We start from the raw sequence: 20,800 nt of genomic DNA, 5'->3' as shown, positions 1-20,800 counted from the left end.
CGATGAGTCCTTTTCGTGTCGAATCAACAGCGAGGTCATCCACATGGCAGTCACGTTCAACCACACCATCATCGCCGCCAAGGACCGCCACGAGTCGGCGCGGTTCTTCCGGGAGTTGCTGGAACTCCCCGAAGCGCCGTCCTGGGGTCCCTTCGTCAACGTTCAGCTGGCCGACGGCGTGCTCATCCAGTTCGCCGAACCCCCGGTGGACATCCAGATGCAGCACTACGCCTTCCTCGTCGACGACGAGCTCTTCGAGCGGGCGTACCGGCGACTCCGCGACCAGGGCGTCGAGCACTGGGCCGACCCCCAGATGAAGCGTCCCGGCGAGACGAACGACGAGCACGGCGGCCGCGGGGTCTACTTCAAGGACCCGGGCGGCCACGCGTTCGAACTGATCACCCGGCCGTACCTGTAGGAGGGGTCGGCCGCTCGGTCAAGCCGAGTGCGGCCGGCCGGGCACCTGTGTGGTGCCCGGCCGGCCCTCGGGGGGTGTCTCGCCGATCAGGCCAGGAACTCGCCGTCCCGGGCCACCACGACACCGCCGTGCACCACCATGTCGCGGCGAGGCATGTCCACGACGACCTGCGGCAGGCACTCGCCGCGGACCAGAACGAAGTCGGCCGGGGCGCCGGCCGCGAAGTCCGCGTGCGTCAGGCCCATCACGTCCGCGCCCCCGTGCGCCGCGACGTCGTAACAGTCCCTCAACTCGTCGTCCAGACGTACATCCGTCACCCAGCCGAGGATGTGCGCCCGGTGCATCATGTCGGCGTTCCCGAACGGGCTCCACGAGTCACGCACACCGTCCGACCCGAGCCCGACCCGCACCCCGTGCTCCCGCAGGCGCGCGATCGGCAGGACCAGCGAATCGGACGGCGCGACCGTGGTCAGGGCGATGTCCTGGTCGCCCAAGTCGGCAGCGATGGAACCGAGTTCACGGTCCGTCAGGCCCGGAAGGCAGAACACGTGACTTACCGTCACCTTCCCTGCGAGGGAAAGCGCCCGCGTGCGGTCCACGATGCCGCGCATCGCCTTCATGCCCTTCTCCCCGCGATCGTGCAGGTGGATGTCCACGCCCACGCCATGGCGGTCCGCCATGGCGAACACGACATCCAGCTGCTCGTCGAGGGCGTTGTCGAAGCCGATCGGGTCGATGCCGCCGATCATGTCGATGAGACCCTCGCGCGCCGCCTTCTCCAGGAGCGCGGCCGTCCCCGGCGTCCGGATCACCCCGTGCTGCGGGAAGGCCACGATCTGGACGTCGAGGGCGTGACGCAACCGCTCACGCGCCTCCGCCACGCCCTCCACCCCCGCCAGGCCGTAGGCCGGCGCCACGTCCGCGTGGGCGCGCATGCCGCGCGTGCCCCGGGACACGGCGTGCGACATCAGCCCGTACGCCCGCTCGACCACCGGGCGCCGCTGGCTGCGGAACAGTTCCACGTCCTGAGCCACGTAGTCGGCGATCGCGCTCGCCGGCCGCCGCGACACCCACGAGCCGCCCCAGGTCGTCTTGTCGGGGTGGATGTGCGCGTCCACCAGCGACGGCAGCGCGATCCGGCCGCCTCCCTCGACGACCTTCGCGCCGTGCGGCGCCGGACGGTCCGAAACGCGGCCGTCGACGACCACGAGGTCCCTGGCCTTCGCCGCACCGAACGGGCGGACATCGCGGAAGACGACCGTCCTCGCCTTGCGCCCCGAGGCGGCGCGGGAATCCGGCGTTTCGACGGAGACCGGGGCCGCTGCCGTCGCGGGCCCGGCCGTGGCCGCAGCGGTGGCCGTGGCGCCGGCCAGCGCCGCGGCTCCCGCCAGCATCGTGCGACGGGACAGCGCGCCGGGGGAGGCGGGAGAGGACGAGTTCGAGGACGAGGGCGACTGCATGGGGACTCCTTGTCGGGGGCGGGGCGGCGAGGTTGTCGTGGTGAGGGCAGGCGGCACGGATCGCGCCGCGTGTCCGATGAGCGGCGATGCCGGTTGAGCGGGAGGCGGGGGATCCGCAGGGTCGGGGCGTCTCAGGCCGCCACGACTCCCGCCCGTACCACCCCTGCCGGGCGCTTCAGCACGGACAGGTCCGCCAGCGGGTCGCCCGACAGCAGGAGGGCGTCGCCCGCGTAGCCGTGGGACAGGCGGCCGACCGTGCGGGTGAGGCCCAGGAGACGGGCCGCGCCCGTGGTCGCCGTGCGGATCGCGTCCAGGGGTGACAGGCCCGCGGAGCGCATCAGTTCGACCTCACCGCCGATCGGGTCCACCACCCCGCCCGACGAGTCGGTGCCCGCGGCCAGCGGGACCCCGATTTCGTGCGCGGCGAGGACCGCGCGCTTCAGGATCGGGAGGTACGTGCGTCCGCGCTCGGCGAGGATCGGGTCCGAGGACTCCGCCAGTCCGGCGATCGCGGTGAGGGTGGGCGTGAAGTACGTTCCGCGGCGCCGCATTTCGCGCAGTGTGCGCTCACCGACGAACGCACCGTGCTCCAGGGAGCGGATGCCCGCCATGACGGCGTCGTGGCAGCCCTGCTCGCTGTAGCTGTGGCAGAGGACGCCCTTGCCGCGCCGACGGGCCGCCGACACGATCTCGGCGAGCTGCTCGCGCGAGTAGACCTGGGCCAGCGGGTCCTGCTCCGGGAGCCCGGCGCGCTCGTTGACCCGGGTCTTGATCACATCCGCGCCGCGGGCGAGGTTCACCTCCACCACACGCCGCAGTGCCTCCGCCGAGCGCACTCCGTCCTTGAGGCGGGCGAGCGGGGTCAGATCGGGGTCGGCGAGCACGGTGTCGCCCAGGGTCGGGGTGACGAACACACCGGCGGCCTGCAGTCGCGGGGCGAGCGAGGGGCTGTGCCGGGCGAGTTCGCGGACGGCGATGTCCTGGTAGAAGGAGGTCGATCCGCTGCGTGCGCTCGTCGCGCCCTTGCGGACGGCGTCGCGTGCCTCGGCGGCGGTGCTGAGGTGGATGTGCGCGTCGACCAGGCCCGGCAGGATCCAGCGGCCGTGTGCGTCGAGCACCTCGACGCCCTGCGGCACGGTGACGCCGCCCCGGCGGCCGGCGGCCCGGACGGTGCCGTCCTCGATGACGACGAGGGCGTCCTCGGTGACCTCGCCGGTGGCCGGGTCCAGAAGAGTGCCGCCCTGGATCACGAGGTGTCCCACGCGCGCGGTGGTGGCGGGGGCGCGGCGACCGGAAGCGGCTCCGCCGCCGGTGCCGGCGGCGGTCGCCTGTCCCGCCGCGGCCACGGTCCCGGCGAGGGCGGCCGCTCCGGCGAGGACGCCGCGGCGGGTCAGCTTGCTGGAGGGCGGCGGGGTGGCTTCGACGCACATGGGTGCTCCTTGGGGAGTGGGCCGAGGGCTTCCCCGTTTTGTATACCAAGCAGGAGTCGACGGACAAGGGTGGTGATCCAGGGAATCGGAAACACCCATTCCGGGGCGTTTTTGGCCGGGTTCATCCCTATCTCGACGCATGGAGGGTGCGCGATCGGGCGACTTGGTATACGAATGGTGTACGGCGCTCGGCCGCCCTCGCCCCCGCCCCCGCCCTCGCCCTCGCCCTCGCCCTCGCCCTCGCCCTCAGGCCTCGCCGAAGAGGGACCGCAGTGCCACCGCCCTGCTGTCCCGCACGTGCAGCAGCGTGCTCGCCGCGGCCGCCTCCGCGTCCCCCGCGGCGATGTGCCGGTACATCTCGGCGTGCTGGGCCCGCATGTGCGCGGGCTCCTCGCGCAGACCGAACACGAGCCGCAGCTGCCAGCTCAACTGCTCCATCGTGCGGGCCAGCAGCGGGTTGCCCGACATGGCCACCATGCTCTCGTGGAACGCCGTGTGGGCGGCCACCTCGCGTGTCGCCTCGTCCGCGGCGGCCGCCGACTCGGCCTGGTGCAGGGCCGCTTCGAGGGTGGCGAGCCCCTCGGTGTCGCCGGCCGCGCCCGCCCGCGCGGCCAGCCGTGCCGCCTGGATCGTGAGCGGCTCCCACACCTCGTACAGATGCTCCACGTCGGCGCGCTCCAGGCGTCGGACGCGTACGCCGCTGTGCGGGAGCAGCTCCAGGAGGCCCTCGGATACCAGGGCGCGCAGCGCCTCGCGCACCGGCACGCGCGACATGCCGAGCTCCTCCGCGACCTCGCGCTCGACGAGGCGGGAGCCCTGGGCGTACCGCCGGTCCACGATGCGCTGAAGGACCGCTTCACGCGCACGCGTGCTCAGCGGGATCGACGAGGGGGCCGCAGTGGCGGAGGGGGCCGAGCCCGTTCCCGGTTCGGGGCTCGCGCTCGCGGTCCCGTCGTCCGTGGCCGCCGACCCGGTCCGTCGTCCGTCCGCCACTCGCCCCGACCTCTTCCCTGCTCCGCGCTGCTGTCCGTCCCCCGTTCGGGGTGCCCGGGGCGAGGATACGTCGGCCCGCGGACGGCCACCGGTCAAGCCGCCGGGGTCTGTTGGTCCGCGCGGTTCGGCCCCGACTGTGGTACTGCCTTACAGAGACTTCGTCAGTTTTGTGATGGAATACCGCTTTGCGCGTGAAAGGTGCCATCTGTGTCGCAGGAAGATCAGGGGCCGGACGGTCGCCGAACAGGCGCCGAACGGGGCGGGCGGGAAGGGCTGCCGGTGACGGCGGACCTCCCGGGCCGCCCCGACCACCACCATCGCGCCCGTACCGACCGGATCGTGTTCGGTGTCACCGCCGTCCTCACGGTGGCGTTCGTCGTCTGGGGCGCCACGGCCACGGACAGCCTGGAGAGCGTGTCGAGCGACCTCCTCGACGGGCTCATCCGCAACGGCGGCTGGGCGTTCATGCTGGCCGCGTCCGGCTTCGTCGTCTTCGCGCTCTGGCTGGCCATCAGCCGCTACGGCCGGATCACGCTCGGCCAGGAGAGCGAGGGCCCGGAGTTCCGGACGGTGTCATGGATCGCCATGATGTTCAGTGCCGGCATGGGGATCGGCCTGATGTTCTACGGGGTGAGCGAGCCCCTCGCCCACTACGGCACTCCGCCGCCCGGTACCCATCCCGCGGACTCGGCCGAACGCATGCAGACCTCCATGGCCACCACGCTCTTCCACTGGACGCTGCATCCGTGGGCGATCTACGCGGTCGTCGGCCTCGCCATCGCGTACTCCACGTTCCGGCGGCGGCGGCGCCAGACCATCAGCGCCGTGTTCGTCCCGCTGATGGGCGAGAAGGCGGCGTACGGCTGGCCCGGGCGGGTCATCGACATCCTGGCCATCTTCGCCACGCTGTTCGGCTCCGCGGCCTCGCTCGGTCTGGGCGCGCTCCAGATCGGCAGCGGCTTCGAGGAGCTGGGCTGGATGGAGAAGACCGGCACAGGGCTGCTCGTCGCCATCATCGCCGTACTGACCGTGGCGTTCGTCTTCTCGGCCGTGTCCGGTGTGGAGAAGGGCATCCAGTGGCTCTCCAACATCAACATGGTGCTCGCCGGGGTCCTCGCCCTGTTCGTGTTCATCGCGGGCCCCACCATCATCGTGCTCGACCTGCTGCCCACGTCGATCGCCGCCTACATCGACGACCTGCCGCAGCTCGCCGGCCGCACGGAGGCGACCAGCGGCGCGGAGATCCATGACTGGCTGGGCAGCTGGACCGTCTTCTACTGGGCCTGGTGGATCTCCTGGACGCCGTTCGTCGGCATGTTCATCGCCCGGATCAGCCGGGGCCGCACGATCCGCCAGTTCGTCGGCGGGGTCATCCTGGTGCCCAGCACCGTCAGCCTGGTGTGGTTCGCCATCTTCGGCGGTACGGCGATGAAGCTCAGCGAACAGGGCGATCTGGCGGGCGAGACGACCCCTGAGGGGCAACTCTTCGGTGTGCTGCAGGAGTTCCCGATCACCGGCACGATGAGCCTGCTCGTGATGGTCCTCGTCGGTATCTTCTTCGTGTCGGGCGCGGACGCCGCCTCGATCGTCATGGGCACGCTCTCCCAGCGCGGCGCCTTCGACCCCACCCGCCCCGTGGTGGTGTTCTGGGGCGTCGTGACCGGCGCGGTCGCCGCGATCATGCTCCTCATCGGTGACGGCCAGGGCGACGCCCTCGCGGGCCTCCAGAACCTCACGATCCTGGTGGCGGCACCGTTCGTCCTGGTGATGATCGGCATGTGCGTGGCCCTGATGCGGGACCTCCGCAAGGACCCGCTGATCGTCCGGGGCGAGGTGGGTGTGGAGGTCGTCGAACTCGCCGTGATCGCCGGCCACGAGCAGTACGACGGCGACTTCGAGCTGAGGATCGGCCCCGGCACCCAGGACACCGACGGGCCCTGAACCCCACGCCGACCGGCCACGGCCGGCCGGTCACGCCCTGCCCGCCGCCTTCTGGGTGCGGCGGGACAGGGAGTCCACGACCACCGCGGCCAGCAGGACCGAGCCCGTGATCATGAACTGGACGGCGTTGCTCACGCCCATGATGTTCATGCCCGACTGGATGGAGCCGATCACCAGCGCACCGAGCAGCGCCGACCAGACGGTGCCGCGGCCGCCGAAGAGGCTCGTGCCGCCGATGACGGCCGCGGCGATCACGTTCATCAGGAGGTTGCCGCCGCCGGAGGTCTGGCTCGCGGACTGGATCTGGCCGGCGAGGAAGATGCCGCCGACCGCCGCCATGGTCCCGGCGATCGAGAAGACCGACATCCGGATGAACGGCACGCTGATGCCGGCCCTGCGCGCGCCCTCGATGTTGCCGCCGACCGCGAAGATCCGGCGGCCGTACGTGGTGCGCCGGAGCACGAAGTCCAGCAGCACCAGCACGATCAGGAAGATCAGCAGGGCCAGCGGCAGCCCCTGGTACTGGTTGAGGATGTACGCCGTGGCGAAGGCGAGGGCCGCGATCACGACGGTCCGCAGGACGATCTCGGCGATCGGACGGAACGGCACCCGGGCCTTCCGGCGACGCCCGGCGTCCAGGAGCGAGGCCGTCAGGAACAGCCCGACTCCGACGGCCGCCGTCACATAGGCGGCCGCCGGGCTGTGGTAGATCGTCGAGTACAGCTTGGACACGATGCTCTCGCTCGGGATGTTCACCGTGCCGCTGGTGCCGAGCACCTGGAGCATGAGTCCGTTCCAGGCGAGGTTGCCCGCCAGGGTCACCACGAACGCCGGTACGCCGACTTTCGCGAAGAAGAACCCCTGGATGAGCCCGACGGCGGCGCCGCCGGCGATGGCGACGAGCAGCGCGAGCCACTCGTTCATGCCGTTCAGGACGTTGAGGACGGCGAAGATCGCGGCGCACAGACCGCTGACGGAGCCGACGGAGAGGTCGATCTCGCCGAGCAGCAGGACGAAGACGATCCCGACCGCGATCATGCCCGTGCCGACGATCTGCTGGCTGAGGTCGGACAGGTTCTGGGCCGACAGGAACGTGCTGTTCAGGCTGCCGAAGACCGTCCAGATGATGATCACGGCGAGCACGACGGGCAGCGAACCCAGTTCGCCGCTGCGCAGCTTGCGCCGGAACTCGTCGACGTACCCCTTCACGCCCTCCTCGCGGACGAGGAGACGGGTGTCGACGGCGGGTACGGCACCGGGTGCCGGCTCCTGGCCGGTGTCGTCGGCGCCGGAGGGGCCGCGGCCTCGGTCGCGTCTCATCGGTCCTCCTCCTGCTCCCGCTTACGGGCCTGGCGACGGGTGACGGCACTGTCGGTGGCTCCCGTGATCGCGGAGATGATCTCCTCGGTAGTCGTCGAGCGCTTGTCGAAGAAGCCGTTGTTCCGGCCGAGGCGCATCACCGCGATCCGGTCGGCGACCGCCATCACGTCCACCATGTTGTGGCTGATCAGGATGGTGCCGAGGCCCTGCTCGCGGAGCCGCTCGACCAGGTCGAGGACCTCCGCGGTCTGCTCCACCCCGAGCGCGGCGGTCGGCTCGTCGAGGATGACGACCTTCGGCGAGCCGATGAGCGAGCGGGCTATCGCCACGGTCTGGCGCTGGCCGCCGGAGAGCGAGGCCACGGGGATGCGGACGCTCGGGATGCGGATGGAGAGGGTCTCCAGGAGCTCGCGCGCCCGCTGGTCCATGCGGACCTCGTCGAGCACGCCGAAGCGGCGCAACTCCCGCCCCAGGAACAGGTTGGCGACCACGTCGAGGTTGTCGCACAGCGCCAGATCCTGGTAGACGGTGGCGATGCCGAGGTTCTGGGCGTCGTGCGGCCGGCTGATCGTGACCGGCTTGCCCTCCCAGGTGATGACGCCCTCGTCGGGCGGGTTCACCCCGGCGATCGACTTGACGGCGGTGGACTTGCCGGCGCCGTTGTCGCCGACCAGCGCGACCACCTCGCCGGGGTGGACGTCCAGATCGAAGTCCTTGAGCGCCTGGACCGCGCCGAACCGTTTGGAGATGCCCCGGAGTGTGAGCACGGGTGACTCCGGCAAAGGAACCGCCTCCTCCGCTCGCCCGCTCGCACGGGTCCGAGCCCCGCCGGGACGGCAGTCGCCCGGGCGGGACGTCCCGGGCCGAAGCGCCCGGGACGGAAACGTCGCGCCGCTACTGGAGGCCGGCCTCCTTGCAGGCCGCGGCATACGTCGGGGTGCAGATCTCCTGGACCGTGTAGAGGCCGTCCTTCACGACGGTGTCCTTGATGTTGGTCTTGTCGACCACGACCGGCGTGAGCAGGTTGGCCGGGACCTTCTGGCCGCTGCCGCTGGTGACGGTGGTGGGTACCAGATCGGACGGCAGCGGCTTGCCCTCGGCGAAGTCGACCGCCATCTGGGCCGCGATGTCCGCCTCCGGCTTGTACGGCTTCATGATGGTGATCGTCTGGGTGCCGAGCAGGATCCGCTGGATCGCGTCGAGCTGGGCGTCCTGGCCGGTCAGCGGCACGTTGATGCCCGCCGCCTTCAGGGCGGTGGCGATACCGGCGGCCAGTCCGTCGTTGGCCGAGTACACGCCGACGATGTTGTCCTTGCCCAGGGCGCTGATCGCGCCGGACATCTGCTGGTTGGCGTTGTTCGGGTCCCAGTTCGGCGTGTCGTACTCCTTGCCGATCTTCACCTTGCCGTCCAGGACCGAGTGCGCGCCGGCCTTGAACTCCGCCGCGTTCGGGTCCGTCGGCGACCCGTTGTGCATCACGATCTGCCCGCTGTCGGCCTTGTCGCCGAGCGCGTCGAGGAGCGCCTGGCCCTGCAGCTCACCCACCTTGCGGTTGTCGTACGAGACGTACGAGTCGACCGGACCCTGCGCGAGGCGGTCGTAAGCGACGACCTTCACGCCGGCGTCATGGGCCTTCTGCACGGAGGACTGGATCGACTTGGCGTCCACGGCGTCCAGGATGAGGACCTTGTCGCCCTTGGCGAGCGCCGTGTTCACCTGCTGTTGCTGGGTCGTCGCACTCTCGGCGGCGTTGTAGTAGTCGATCTGGGCGTCGGGCGCCAGTTCCTTGATCTTGGCCTCGATGTACGGCCGGTCGAACTTCTCGTACCGCGTGGTCTTGCTCTCCGGCAGCAGCAGGCCGATCTTCACGTCCTGCCGAGCCGACGCCGCTCCCGGCTGGGCGGCCCCGCTGGTCGCCACAGCGCCCAGGCAGAGTGCGGTGGCTCCGGCGAGGGCTATCGCGCCCCGCAATGTACGGGTCATGGGAGGCTCCTTCCGTACTCCGCCTTCCCGACGCCTCGTGAGTGCGGGATGGAGGATGCACATGTGGCCTATATATCGACATTAGCGGCAAGCTGGGGACCGGCAAGCGGGTGAACCGGCGCGGCAAGGCCGCCGTACCACCCCGGCCCCGGGACCGCAGGTCGGGCCGGTGCGCACCGCACCCGGACGCAGCCGCGCAGGTCGGGGCCCTGGCGCGCGGCCGCGTCGCCCCCGGTCCCGTGCGCGGTCACCGGACCCGTTCCGCGGGCCGGTGTGCAGGACCCGGTCCGTGCACCGCCCGCCCCGGTGCGGCACCCTGGCGGCATGCCGAATCCGCGTACGCTCAGCTCCCGGGATCCGGTGGCCGTCGCCGTCACCGAGGCCGTCGTCACCGGCGACCTCGACGCCCTGCGCGGGCTGCTCGCCGGGCATCCCGGCCTGGCCGGCGCCCGGGTCGTCGAGGACCGGGAGGGCTGCGGCCCCGGCGGCCGCAGCCTCCTGCACCTCGCCACCGACTGGCCCGGTCATCGGCCGCGAGGCCCGGAGACCGTCGCCGTCCTGGTCCAGGCCGGGGCCGACCCGGACGCCCGCTTCGCCGGAGCACATCGGGAGACGCCCCTGCACTGGGCGGCGAGCAACGACGACGTCCCGATGATCGACGCGCTCGTCGCCGCCGGAGCCGACATCGAGGCCGACGGAGGGGTCATCGCCGGCGGTACGCCGCTGGCCGACGCCCGCGCCTTCGGGCAGTGGCGGGCGGCTCGCCGACTGCTCGAACTCGGCGCCCGCCCCACCTTCCAGGACGCCGCGACCCTCGGCCTCCTCGACCGTGTCGAGGCCCGTCTCGCCTCCGGCCCCGCCCCCTCGACGGAGGAGATCACCCAGGCGTTCTGGGGCGCCTGCCAGGGCGGCCGGCTCGCCGTCGCAGCACGGCTCCTGGAATCCGGCGCGGACATCGACCGGATCGGCTGGGACGACCTCACCCCGCTCGACATCGCCCGCGCCGAGAAGGCGGACGAGGTCGTCGGCTGGCTGACGGAACGGGGGGGCGCGGACGGCCGCGGAGCGCCGGGCGGCCGACGGCGGGTGAGCGCGGTCACCGCCCCGGTCGAGGGCCTCAGTACACGTCGCGCACGTACCGCTTGTCGGCGGCCAGCTGCTTGACGTACACCCCCGCCGCCTCCTCGTCGAGCCCGCCGTGCGTCACGGCGATGTCGCGCAGGGCGCGGTCCACGTCCTTCGCCATCCGGGCCGCGTCGCCGCAGACGTAGAAGTGCGCGCCGGACTGGAGCCATGACCACAGCTGCGGCCCGTGCTCGCGCATCCGGTCCTGGACGTAGACCTTGGCGCGCTGGTCGCGGGAGAAGGCGGTGTCGAGTCGGTCGAGAGTGCCGTCGGCGAGAAGCGCGGTGAGCTCCTCCTCGTAGTAGAAGTCCGTGCCGCGGTGCTGCTCGCCGAAGAAGAGCCAGTTCGGGGCCCGGTGGCCGAGCGCCCGGCGCTCGTCGAGGAAGCCGAGGAACGGCGCCACACCCGTGCCCGGCCCCACCATCACCATCGGGGTCGACGGGTCGGCGGGAGGCCGGAAGTGCGGGGCGCGCTGGACGAACACGGGGACGGGGGCGCCGGGTTCGGCATCGGCGAGGAACGGCGAGCAGACGCCCTTGCGGGGCAGGCCGCGACGGTTCTCGTAGCGGACCACGGAGACCGTCAGGGACACCTGATGGGGGTCGGTGAGGGGACTTGAGGAGATCGAGTACAGGCGCGGCCTGAGGCGGCCCAGGATCTCGGCCCACTCCTGCGCGGCGGCGCGCACGGGGTGCTCGCCCAGGACGTCCACGGCCTGTCGGCCCCATGCCCACTGGGCGAGTCCGTCCTTGTTGTCGGGCCGGAGGAGTCGCTTGAGGTCGCGGTCGCCGGTCCGCTCGCTGACGAAGCCGAGGAGCGCGGGCGTGGCCCGGGTGATGTCGAGGTGACGGCGGAGGGCCTCGCCGAAGGGCACCCTGCCCTGGCCGGGCAGGTCCACGGAGGCGTCCGCGTCGAGACCGGTGACGGCCAGCCATTCGGCCACGAGCTCCGGGCAGTTGACGGGGTGCACGCCGAGCGCGTCGCCGCTCTCATAGCCGAGCGGCGCCCCGTTCTCACTGGTGTCGAAGGTGAACCGCCGGACCTCCTTGCCCGCGCCCGGCAGGCTGAGCAGCCGGTTGCCGACGAGCCGGGCGGGGGTGGTGGCCGGGCCGGAGCGACGGGCCGGGGAGGGGGCGGGAGCGGATGCGGGGACGGCGGCGGGGGCGTGAGCGGGTGCCGCGGACAAGGCCTTCGGCCCGTCGGACAGTCCGGCCAGGACCTGGTCGAGCCAGGCGAGGGCGGAGGTCTCGTAGTCCGGTTCGCAGTCGGTACGGGGTGCCAGGCGGACGCCCCCGAGCTCGTCCAGGCGATGGTCCAGGCGCCGCCCGTGCCCGCAGAAGTCGCCGTACGAGGAGTCCCCGAGGGCGAGCACGGCATAGCGGCGACCGTCGAGGCGCGGGGTGTCGGGCGCGGCCAGCGCGTCCCAGAAGCCGGAACCGTTGTCCGGCGCGTCCCCCTCCCCGAAGGTGCTGGTGATCAGCAGCAGGTCGGCGGCGGGCGGCAGCGTCGTGAGGTCGGTCTGGTCCATGCCCGCGAGCGCGGCCCGGTGGCCCGCGGACAGGAGGCGCTCTGCGGTGGCGGCCGCGAAGTCCTCGGCGTTCCCGGTCTGCGAGGCCCACAGCACGACGACCTCGCGGCCGGCCGCGCTCGCGTCGTCGGCGGGGACGGTCTGCGGCGCGCGGGAGTACAGGCCGGCCAGCACCCCGTTCACCCACTGCGCGTGATCCTCCCGGAAGGGGGCGCCGGGCGGCAGGACGGGCACTCCGGGCACGCCCGACTCCAGACCGGCCAGGAAGCCGACGAGATACTGCCGCTCCTCGGCGGAGAGGACGGGCGGTGGGGTGGGTGCGAGGCCGAAGGCGGCCGCGGGACCGGGCTGCGGGCCGCCGCTCGGGATGACCACGTTCGGGACCACAGGGGCCACGGGGACCACCGGGGCCTGCGCGGCCGGCACCGCGACCGCCGCGATCGTCGGCGCCGGGACCGCCGCCTTCGTCAGTGCCACCGCGCACAGCTTCAGCTCGGGCTGGAAGGAGAGCGGATCGACGGCGTCGTTGGTGACGGCGTTGACACACAGGTCGTCGCCGAAGAGGTCGTTCCAGTGGAACGGCGCGAAGGAACTCCCCGGCGCCACCCGGTCGGTGACCACGGCGGGCAGCACGGCCCTGCCGCGCCGCGAGGCGATCTCCACGGGGTCGCCCTCCGCGATGCCGAGCCGCGCGGCGTCCTCGGGGTGCAGTTCGACGAACGGCGCCGGGTCGAGCTTGTTGAGCTTGGGAACCTTCCCGGTCTTGGTGAGGGTGTGCCACTGGTGCTGCAGACGCCCGGTGTTGAGCACGAACGGAAAGGCGTCGTCGGGCATTTCGGCGGGGTCGATGTGCGGCCGGGCGTGGAAGACGGCCCGGCCGCTCGCCGTCGGGAAGACGGGGCCCGCCCCTCGCCCTTCGCCGTTCCCCGCCACGTACCGGATCGGGTTCCGTGCCGGGCCTCCGCTCGCGGCCGGCCACTGGACGGGGGTGTCGCGCAGCCGCTCGTACGACACTCCGCTCAGGTCGTAGCCGGTCCTGGGGTTCCCGGCGCGCCGGATCTCCTCGAAGACCTCCTCGGCGCTGTCGTAGGAGAACGCCTTCTCGTATCCCATCGCGCACGCGACACGGGCGATGATCCGCCAGTCGGCGAGCGCCTCCCCGGGCGGGTCGACGGCCGGCCGGGTGAGGGTGAGGCTGCGCTCGCTGTTGATCAGTACGCCCTCGGTCTCGGTCCACAGGGCGGCCGGCAGGACGACGTCCGCGTACGCGTTGGTCTCGGTGTCCGCGAACGCGTCCTGGGCGATGACCAGTTCGGCGGCCCGCAGGCCCTCGACGACGGTGGCGCGATTGCCGACGGAGGCGACCGGGTTGGTGCAGATGATCCAGCAGGCCTTGATCTCGCCGTCCGCCATGCGCCGGAAGAGGTCGACGGTGCCCTGCCCGGAGCCGTCCTCGCGGATCGTGCCGGGCGGGAGGTCCCAGAGTTCCTCGGTGAAGGCCCGGTCCTCGGCGACCAGGACCGAGCGCTGGCCCGGGAGGCCGGGGCCCATGTAACCCATCTCGCGGCCACCCATCGCGTTGGGCTGGCCGGTCAGGGAGAAGGGGCCCGAGCCGGGGCGGCAGATCGCTCCGGTGGCCAGGTGCAGGTTGACCAGGGCGTTGGTGTTCCAGGTGCCGTGGGTGGACTGGTTGAGGCCCATCGTCCAGCAGCTGGTCCATTCGCCCGCGGTGCCGATCCACTCGGCGGCGGTACGGATGTCGGCCTCGGGTATCCCGGTGATACGGGCGACCGCGGCGGGCGGATAGTCGGCGAGGAACGGAGGCATCGCCTCCCAGCCCTCGGTGTGCGCGGCGACGAAACCGGGGTCGGTGTGGCCGTTCTCGTGCAGCAGGTGCAGGAGCCCGTTGAGCAGCGCGAGGTCGGTGCCCGGCGTGATCCGCAGGAAGAGGTCGGCCTTGTCGGCGGTGGCGGTGCGGCGGGGATCGACGACGATCAGCTTCGCCCCGGCCTTGACCCGCTCCATCATGCGGAGGAACAGGATGGGGTGGCAGTCGGCCATGTTGGAGCCGATGACGAGGAAGACATCGGCCCGGTCGAGGTCGTCGTACGAGCCGGGCGGGCCGTCGGCTCCGAGGGACAGCTTGTAGCCGGTGCCGGCGCTCGCCATGCAGAGCCGCGAGTTGGACTCGATCTGGTTCGTGCCGATGAAGCCCTTGGCGAGCTTGTTCGCGAGGTACTGGGCCTCCAGGCTCATCTGGCCGGAGACGTAGAGCGCGAAGGCGTCGGGCCCGTGCTCGTCGACGATCGCGCGCAGCTTGCGCGCGGTCTCGGTGAGGGCCCGGTCGGTGTCGGCAGGAACGGGATCGCCCCCGCGCTCCTCCCGTACGAGCGCGGTGGTCAGGCGTCCGGGGGCGGCGAGCAGGTCGGCGGTGGTGGCGCCCTTGGTGCACAGGCGCCCCCGGTTGGCGGGGTGGTCCTTGTCGCCCGTCGCCTTGAGGACGGTGCGGCGCCCGTGCGGCCCGGTGCCGATGTCGAGGAGCATGCCGCATCCCACACCGCAGTACGAGCAGACGGTCCGCACCCGGTCGGGCGTACCGGCCGTACCGGCCCGGGGGGTCGGCGTGTCCTGTCGGGTCACCGGGGCGCCTCTCTGTGGAACCGTTCGAGCCCCGACCGTACGAAATGCCCGTTACACCTGTGTCAACCCGGCGGATCTTGGTCCGTAACACCGGTCACACAGCGGTCCCGGGCGCGGTGTGAGAACCAGGGGTAAGCCCGCGTGGTGCCGGTGCCGAGCCGGACCCACGCGCGAGACCCGACGTCACGAAGCGGCGGAGCCGCCGGCGGCGTCGGTGGCGCGCAGCAGCCGAAGGAAGGCCTTCAGGCCGGTGATGATCTCCTCGTTGTCGGTGAGGCGGTTCACCGTCGACTCGAACTCCCGCGCCAGCGCCGCGATCCTCCGGTCGGTCTCGTCGGCCCGCTGATGCGAGGAGAGCGCGACGGCGTCCACCGTACGGCGCAGCTCGGCGAGGGCCCGGTACTGCTCCTCCGCCTTGCCGTCGAGCACCGAGGCACCGTTCTCCAGGGCGGCGACCCGCCCGGTCAGCGCCACCACGTCGTCACGCGGGAACGCGACGTCCCTGAGCAGGACGCCGAGCCTCCGTCGCAGTTGGCCGAAGTACGCCCCGGCCGGTCTGAAGAACGTGCTGAGGAGGAAGAACCCGGCGAACCAGTAGCCCGCCTCGCGGCCGGTCGCCGCGGCCACGGCGAGCGCCGCGCCGGCCGTCACCACGTGCCCGGCGACGGCGGCCCGCAGCATCACGCGCGCGATGCGCCGTGCCTCGGTGTCCCGCTCGGCGGAGACGGCGATGCCCTTCTCCCGGCTGAGCGCGATCTCGGCGAGGACCGCGTGCGCGCGGAAGTACAGGTTCCACGGAGCGGTGAGGAGCAGCAGGAGCCAGAGCAGCCCGAGGACACCCCCTCCCACGGCGAGCACCGTCGCGGGGGGCGCCCCCACCGCGTACGCCAGAATCAGCGCGCCGACCGCGAGCCCTGCGGCCACGAACACACCCACGACCTTGTTCACGCCGCCCCCTCCGCGCCCGTTCACACCCTGGCGCCATGGTCCCGCCGGTCCCCGCTCCGGGCCATGAGTACCGCTACTCAGATCGGTGCGGCGGGCCGTTCCTCGACAGTGGCGGCGGGTCCGCGCCCATGGGACGATTCGTATGAAGCACCAAGCCCACGTGGGGGATGAAGAGGGCACCATGCCTGCCATCAAGGAATCCATCGACATCTCCCGCACGCCCGCGGATGTCTTCTCCTACGTGACCGACCCGACGCATCTGCCCCAGTGGCAGGAGAGCGCGGTCTCGGTCCGCAAGCTGGGGAGCGAGCCCATCGCGGTCGGCTCGAAGGTCGCCGTCACGCGGCGGCTGGGGCGGCGGGAGGTCACCTCCACCATGCAGGTCGTCGAGCTCGACCCGCCGCGCCACTGGCACGTGCACGGCATCGACGGGTCCGTGCGCGGCGACATCCAGGGCACGATCGAGCCACTGGACAACGGCGAGCGCTCCCGTGTGACGCTCTCCCTCGACTTCGAGGGGCACGGCATCGGCAAGGCACTCGTCCCGCTCGTCGTCCGTCCGCATGTGCGCAAGGAGATGCCCAAGGACGAGCGGACCCTCAAGGGCATCCTGGAGAGCGGCGCGGTCTCCTGAACCGCCGGAGCCGTCGCCGTGCCGGAGGGCCCGCGGCCGTGAGGCTCCGCCGATGGGCGGCGGAGCCTCGGTCCGGACCGCGAGGCCCGGGGATCAGTCGATCGCGAGCGGGTCCCCCGGGGCCAGCGCGGCCGCGATCCGCTCGGCGACCACCTCGGCCTGGTTGCCGTCGGGCGTGGTCGCCGTCTTCGTCGCCGAGACCGCGATGGCGAGACGCTTGGACGGAAGGTACGCCTGGATGGCGGCGTACCCCGAGAACGACGGGTTCTGCAGGATCCAGCCGTTGACCACGATGACGCCGAGACCGAAGTGCGCCGCCTCGGTCTGCTTCAGACAGATCGTCGCGGGACAGGTCGCCGTCCCGCCGCCGAGTCCGACCGTGCCCGGGTCGAGCAGGGTGCGGTACGAGCGGGGCGAGAGGAGTTCGCCGCTGCCGATGGCATGCGCCGAGCGCGCCAGGTCACAGATGTCGGTGGTGATCACCGCGCCGGGCGCGGTGGTCCACGACGGGTTCCAGAACGTGGACTCCTCGTAGAGGCCGCGGTCCGAGGTGAAGGCGTGCAGGACGGGGCGCGGGATGTCGGGCGTGAAGTTGTTCTGCGTGTTCCGCAGCTCCAGCGGCCCCGTGACCTTCTCCCTCACCAGGCGGTCGATCCGTACTCCGGTGATCTTCTCCAGTGCCTCGACCAGGTAGACGTAGTTGGCGTGGGAGTAGCTCCAGCTCGTGCCCGGCTCGTACCAGAAGGAGTGGCGGAGGGGATACGCGACCAGCTGCTCGGGGGTCCACGCCCGGAAGGGGTGGGCCACCAGCTCCTTCAGGAACTCCGGGTCGGTGACGTAGTCGTGGAGGCCCGTGGTGTTGGACGCCAGCATGCGCAGGGTGATCCGGTTCGCCTTGGGCAGGTCGGGCAGCCAGCGCTCCACGGTGTCGTCGAGCCGGACCCGCCGCTCCTCGACCAGCTTGAGGAGGGTCGTCGAGATATGGGCGAAGGCCACGGAGCCGGCGCGGAAGTGCATGCCGGGCTCGGCCGGGACGCCGGTCATGGACTCGCCGAGCGCGTCCGTGAGGACCTCGCGCCCGTCGACCGTGACCCGCACCTGCACGGCGTTCAGCCGGAGGTCGTTCTTGGCCTTGCGGGTGATGTCCAGGACCTTGCGGGCCTTCCCGTCGAGGTGGCCCTCGGTCCGCACGCAGTCGGATCGGCCGCGGCCGCCGGGGCCCTCGGCGAGCGCGGGCGCGACGGCCGTCGTCTGGACGGTGAGGGCGAGGAGGGCGGCGCAGAGCAGGGCTCTGCGGGACCGCGCACGCGTGCGCGTGCGCGGCGAGAGGGGGGTGTGCGTCATGCCCCGCACTATGTCCGGGCGGGTGGGCGACCCGGGGCGAACACTCCGCAGACGGCGCGAGACCCGCCCGTGTGGGGCAGACGACAGCGCCGTCCGGCCGCGTCTCGGAACGGTCGGCGCCGGCGGCTCACGCACGGCTTCGCCTCAGGGGACGGGCGCGCCGCGCGGTGGCGGCGGGTCCTCCGCCCGTACGGCCCGGACGACCACCACGATCACGCAGAACGCGATGAGCGTCTCGGCCCAGAAGAACGCGAGGTAGTCGAGGAGACTGCCGATCGGCGGCGCCCCCGGGGCGGTGTTCCGGAAGGCGGCCAGGGCGAACAGCGTGGCCGCCATCCAGCCGAGCGCCGGCCAGGTCAGCCCCATGCGCCGCCGCACGAGGTGCAACTCCATGTCCGTCTCGTACGCGTCGAACGGATGGTCCGTGATCGGGCCGCCGGTCAGCGTGACGGGCACGTCGACGGTCGCGATCCGGCTGTGGGCGGGGAACGTGAGGTCCCCGCGTACGGACGAGGAGGTCTGGAGCGTCAGGTTCTCGGCGGGAGAGATGCCCCCCGCCTCCGCGAGCGCGCCGCGGGGAGTGACGAGGACCCGCAGGACCAGCTCCCGGCCGGCGGCGTCGACGCGCTGCACGGAGGCGTCGATGTCGATCCGGTCCGGAGCCCGGCCTCCGGCGGCGTGGGCGTGTCCAGGTCCTGGCGCTCGCCGAACTGGAGCCACAGCCCGCAGAGAGCGGCCGTCGCGACGCCCAGGAGTACGAGTCCCATGCTCAGCGGTCCGCCGGGGGACCGTGGTTGACGTCGCTTGACGGACACGAACGTGCTCCAGGGGAAGAGAGAACCGAAGACGTGGCGAAGGGGGCGGGCGGGTCAGGCGGCGGGCTTGCCCGGCTGGTCGTGGGTCGCGCAGTGGATGCCGCCGCCACCGGACGCGATGGTGTCGATCTGCACCTGCACGACCTCCCGCTCGGGGAACTGCTCCTGGAGGATGCCCCTGGCGCGGTCGTCGGCCGTCCGGTCACCGAACCTGGGCATGAAGACCGAGCCGTTGGCGACGTAGAAGTTGGCGTAGGTGGACACGAAGTCGTCGCCCTCGCCGGTGATCCGGTCGAGGTCGGGCTGTGGCAGGTCGATGATCTCGAAGCGCCGGCCCCGCGCGTCGGTCGCCTTCTCCAGGACCGAACGGGCCTGGTCGGCCGAGCGGGACCAGGAGTCCGGCGGAGAGCCGGGGGACGCGTGGTCCAGGAGGACCACGCCGGGGGCGGTGAACCGGACGAGGCTGTCCACGTGGGCGTCGGTGATGTCCTCGCCGCGGACGCCCGCCAGCCAGACCACCTTCTCGACGCCGAGGGTCTCGATGAGCTCGTCCTCGATCCGGTCCCGGGTCTTTCCGCGGTTGCGGTTGTCGTTGACGATCGAGCTCTCGGTCACGAGCAGGGTGCCCTCGCCGTCGGTCTCGAAGGAACCTCCCTCGGCGACGAGGGGTGCCACCTCGCGGGGGATGCCGTACCGGCGGAGCAGCAGACGGCCCACCTGGGAGTCGTTGGTGTGCTCCTGCTTGTCGCCCCAGCCGTTGAAGTTGAAGTCACCCCGACGAGCTCGCCGCCGTCCTCGACGAAGACGGGCACGGTGTCACGGGCCCACAGGTCGTCGACCGGCATCGCGATCACCTCGACCTGCGAGCCGCAGGCGCGCTGGGCCGCGGCGACCTGGGCCGGCCGGGCCATCATGACGACGGCCTCGTACTCGGCGACGGCTCGGGCGATACGGGCGATGTCCTCGCGTACGGAGGGCAGGTCCTCCCCCCAGACGGAGTCGAGCGCGGGCCACGACATGAACGTACGGGTGTGGCTGTCCCATTCGGCGCCGAAGCGGCGCTCGCCCCCCTCGGACGCGGGGCCGGCCGAGCCGGGGGCCGGGCGGGTGGAGGCGTCGGTGCCGCCGGACGGCGTGGAGTCACCGGGGCCGCAGGCCGCGGCGCCGAAGGCGAGGGCACCGCCGATGCCGGCGAAGGCGCGCAGGGCCGTGCGGCGGGCGGGGGAGGCGTGGGACACGCTGTGCTCCGATCATGGGCAGGCGAACTATCCAGCGGCGGCGGGCGGATCGAGACGAGACGCGCGCGGCGCGGCGGATTCGCGGGCCGGGCCTCACACGGGTGACCGGCGTGCGGAGACGGTCGGGGTACCCGGATGCGCGTGGGGGTGGGCCGTGGCGTCACTCTGACACTGACTGGATTTTCAGTCAAGCGAGTGGAGGGCTTGGTGGGCCTGGCTCCCCCCTGTCGGATTTCGCTTCCGGGGCTGCCGATCGGGCCACTCCGAGTCCTGCGGGGCCATGGATTCCGAAAGAATGATCAAGAGTGCGATCGGGCAGCCGCGACGGTGCCCCCTGACCCGCTGACCTGCTGACCTCCTCCGGACGTCCGGAGGAAGGGAGCGGATAGGGTTCGGGGCATGTCGTCTCGCAGTACTCAGATCCTGGAAGCGGCCGCCCGGGTGATCGCCCGGCGCGGGGTGCGCGGCCTGCGTGTGGAGGAACTCGCCGCGGAGGCCGGGGTCTCCACCGGCCTGATCTACTACCACTTCAAGGACCGGACCGGGATCCTGCGGCACACGCTGGAGTTCATCAACGACCGCGCCGAGCGGTACACCACGCAGCGCGACCCCGACGAGGAGCCCCTCGGTGCCCGCGAGGAGCTCGACGAGGTCCTCCTCCTGGAACTCCAGGACACGCCGGAGGTGCGGGAGAACAGCTCGGCCTGGGGCGAGCTGCGGGCGAGTGCCGTCTTCGACCCGGTCCTGCGCGAGGACCTCGCGCGGGCGACCCTGGTCTGGGTGCAGGAAGTGGCCGCGCTCCTGGGGCAGGTGCAGCCGATGGCGCCGGCGGCCGCGCTCGCCGCCGCCGCGGAACGCCTCACCGCCCTCCTGGAAGGCCTGAGCATGCGCTGGCTGAGCGGCGGCATCGCGATCGACCACGCGCGCACGCTCCTGCGCGAAGCCGTCGACGTGGAGCTGGCCTCGCTGAACCGGGTCTAGTC

15 protein-coding genes and 1 pseudogene are annotated in these 20,800 nt (G+C 72.0%); 5 read left to right on the top strand and 11 right to left on the bottom strand.

The window, feature by feature from the left end; genetic code table 11:
- Positions 1-43 precede the first annotated feature (43 nt).
- Positions 44-418, top strand: coding sequence for a VOC family protein (locus tag IF00_RS0100395; RefSeq protein ID WP_030312960.1), 375 nt, complete (start codon positions 44-46; stop codon positions 416-418).
- A gap of 86 nt (positions 419-504) precedes the next feature.
- On the opposite strand, the gene IF00_RS0100390 is transcribed toward IF00_RS0100395, so the two are convergent.
- The 3 genes from IF00_RS0100390 to IF00_RS0100380 form a co-directional block, all read right to left on the bottom strand.
- Positions 505-1,878, bottom strand: a complete 1,374-nt coding sequence (locus IF00_RS0100390; protein WP_030312959.1) for an amidohydrolase — start codon at positions 1,876-1,878, stop codon at positions 505-507.
- Positions 1,879-2,009: 131 nt separating this feature from the next.
- On the bottom strand, positions 2,010-3,308 hold the full coding sequence (locus IF00_RS0100385; RefSeq protein ID WP_030312958.1) for an amidohydrolase family protein: 1,299 nt from the start codon (positions 3,306-3,308) through the stop codon (positions 2,010-2,012).
- Between the two features lie 246 nt (positions 3,309-3,554).
- Positions 3,555-4,301, bottom strand: coding sequence for a GntR family transcriptional regulator (locus IF00_RS0100380; protein WP_030312957.1), 747 nt, complete (start codon positions 4,299-4,301; stop codon positions 3,555-3,557).
- 207 nt (positions 4,302-4,508) lie between these two features.
- On the opposite strand from IF00_RS0100380, the gene IF00_RS0100375 reads away from it, so the two are divergent.
- A complete protein-coding gene (locus IF00_RS0100375; protein WP_030312956.1) occupies positions 4,509-6,242 on the top strand; it encodes a BCCT family transporter in 1,734 nt (577 codons plus the stop codon).
- A gap of 30 nt (positions 6,243-6,272) precedes the next feature.
- On the opposite strand, the gene IF00_RS0100370 is transcribed toward IF00_RS0100375, so the two are convergent.
- From IF00_RS0100370 to IF00_RS0100360, 3 genes are all read right to left on the bottom strand, one after another.
- A complete protein-coding gene (locus IF00_RS0100370; protein ID WP_030312955.1) occupies positions 6,273-7,562 on the bottom strand; it encodes a sugar ABC transporter permease in 1,290 nt (429 codons plus the stop codon).
- Positions 7,559-8,344, bottom strand: coding sequence for an ATP-binding cassette domain-containing protein (locus tag IF00_RS0100365; RefSeq protein WP_030312954.1), 786 nt, complete (start codon positions 8,342-8,344; stop codon positions 7,559-7,561). The genes IF00_RS0100370 and IF00_RS0100365 overlap by 4 nt, the downstream gene beginning before the upstream one ends.
- Before the next feature lie 112 nt (positions 8,345-8,456).
- On the bottom strand, positions 8,457-9,545 hold the full coding sequence (locus tag IF00_RS0100360; protein ID WP_030312953.1) for a substrate-binding domain-containing protein: 1,089 nt from the start codon (positions 9,543-9,545) through the stop codon (positions 8,457-8,459).
- A 324-nt stretch (positions 9,546-9,869) separates the two neighbouring features.
- Here IF00_RS0100360 and IF00_RS0100355 point away from each other — a divergent pair, with 324 nt between their 5' ends.
- Complete coding sequence (locus IF00_RS0100355) at positions 9,870-10,709, top strand: ankyrin repeat domain-containing protein (RefSeq protein ID WP_078944473.1); 840 nt, start codon at positions 9,870-9,872, stop codon at positions 10,707-10,709.
- On the opposite strand, the gene IF00_RS0100350 is transcribed toward IF00_RS0100355, so the two are convergent.
- A complete protein-coding gene (locus tag IF00_RS0100350) occupies positions 10,663-14,742 on the bottom strand; it encodes a bifunctional nitrate reductase/sulfite reductase flavoprotein subunit alpha (RefSeq protein WP_030312951.1) in 4,080 nt (1,359 codons plus the stop codon). The two genes, IF00_RS0100355 and IF00_RS0100350, sit on opposite strands and share 47 nt — an antisense overlap.
- 279 nt (positions 14,743-15,021) lie before the next feature.
- The gene (locus tag IF00_RS0100345) at positions 15,022-15,786 is read right to left on the bottom strand and encodes a hypothetical protein (RefSeq protein WP_030312950.1); all 765 of its coding nucleotides are present in this window, start codon (positions 15,784-15,786) and stop codon (positions 15,022-15,024) included.
- A 181-nt stretch (positions 15,787-15,967) separates the two neighbouring features.
- Here IF00_RS0100345 and IF00_RS0100340 point away from each other — a divergent pair, with 181 nt between their 5' ends.
- Complete coding sequence (locus IF00_RS0100340) at positions 15,968-16,420, top strand: SRPBCC family protein (protein WP_030312949.1); 453 nt, start codon at positions 15,968-15,970, stop codon at positions 16,418-16,420.
- A 93-nt stretch (positions 16,421-16,513) separates the two neighbouring features.
- Here the strand turns inward: IF00_RS0100340 and IF00_RS0100335 are convergent, their stop codons facing one another.
- The 3 genes and pseudogenes from IF00_RS0100335 to IF00_RS40785 all read right to left on the bottom strand — a co-directional run bounded on the left by IF00_RS0100335 (position 16,514) and on the right by IF00_RS40785 (position 19,817).
- Entirely contained in the window at positions 16,514-17,764 is a 1,251-nt protein-coding gene (locus IF00_RS0100335) for a serine hydrolase domain-containing protein (RefSeq protein ID WP_037637300.1), read from the bottom strand.
- 144 nt (positions 17,765-17,908) lie between these two features.
- Complete coding sequence (locus IF00_RS40790; protein ID WP_342451022.1) at positions 17,909-18,484, bottom strand: DUF4436 family protein; 576 nt, start codon at positions 18,482-18,484, stop codon at positions 17,909-17,911.
- Positions 18,485-18,633: 149 nt separating this feature from the next.
- Positions 18,634-19,817: pseudogene (locus IF00_RS40785) on the bottom strand (agmatine deiminase family protein).
- Positions 19,818-20,216: 399 nt separating this feature from the next.
- Between IF00_RS40785 and IF00_RS0100320 the strand changes: the two are divergent.
- Entirely contained in the window at positions 20,217-20,798 is a 582-nt protein-coding gene (locus IF00_RS0100320) for a TetR/AcrR family transcriptional regulator (protein WP_030312947.1), read from the top strand.
- The last annotated feature ends 2 nt before the right edge of the window (positions 20,799-20,800 follow it).

It is taken from the genome of Streptomyces flavochromogenes (assembly GCF_000717595.1).
Classification (GTDB): Bacteria; Actinomycetota; Actinomycetes; order Streptomycetales; family Streptomycetaceae; genus Streptomyces; species Streptomyces flavochromogenes.
The sequence above is the reverse complement of the archived record's forward strand: the minus strand, read 5'-3'. Positions and strand labels throughout refer to the sequence as shown.

Excerpts from the sequence above, each read along its gene's own strand:
- IF00_RS0100395 (WP_030312960.1), top strand. The coding sequence starts at position 44 with ATGGCAGTCACGTTCAACCACACCATCATCGCCGCCAAGGACCGCCAC.
- IF00_RS0100390 (WP_030312959.1), bottom strand. The coding sequence starts at position 1,878 with ATGCAGTCGCCCTCGTCCTCGAACTCGTCCTCTCCCGCCTCCCCCGGC.
- IF00_RS0100385 (WP_030312958.1), bottom strand. The coding sequence starts at position 3,308 with ATGTGCGTCGAAGCCACCCCGCCGCCCTCCAGCAAGCTGACCCGCCGC.
- IF00_RS0100370 (WP_030312955.1), bottom strand. The coding sequence starts at position 7,562 with ATGAGACGCGACCGAGGCCGCGGCCCCTCCGGCGCCGACGACACCGGC.
- IF00_RS0100360 (WP_030312953.1), bottom strand. The coding sequence starts at position 9,545 with ATGACCCGTACATTGCGGGGCGCGATAGCCCTCGCCGGAGCCACCGCA.
- IF00_RS0100355 (WP_078944473.1), top strand. The coding sequence starts at position 9,870 with ATGCCGAATCCGCGTACGCTCAGCTCCCGGGATCCGGTGGCCGTCGCC.
- IF00_RS0100350 (WP_030312951.1), bottom strand. The coding sequence starts at position 14,742 with ATGCTCCTCGACATCGGCACCGGGCCGCACGGGCGCCGCACCGTCCTC.
- IF00_RS0100340 (WP_030312949.1), top strand. The coding sequence starts at position 15,968 with ATGCCTGCCATCAAGGAATCCATCGACATCTCCCGCACGCCCGCGGAT.
- IF00_RS0100335 (WP_037637300.1), bottom strand. The coding sequence starts at position 17,764 with ATGACGCACACCCCCCTCTCGCCGCGCACGCGCACGCGTGCGCGGTCC.
- IF00_RS0100320 (WP_030312947.1), top strand. The coding sequence starts at position 20,217 with ATGTCGTCTCGCAGTACTCAGATCCTGGAAGCGGCCGCCCGGGTGATC.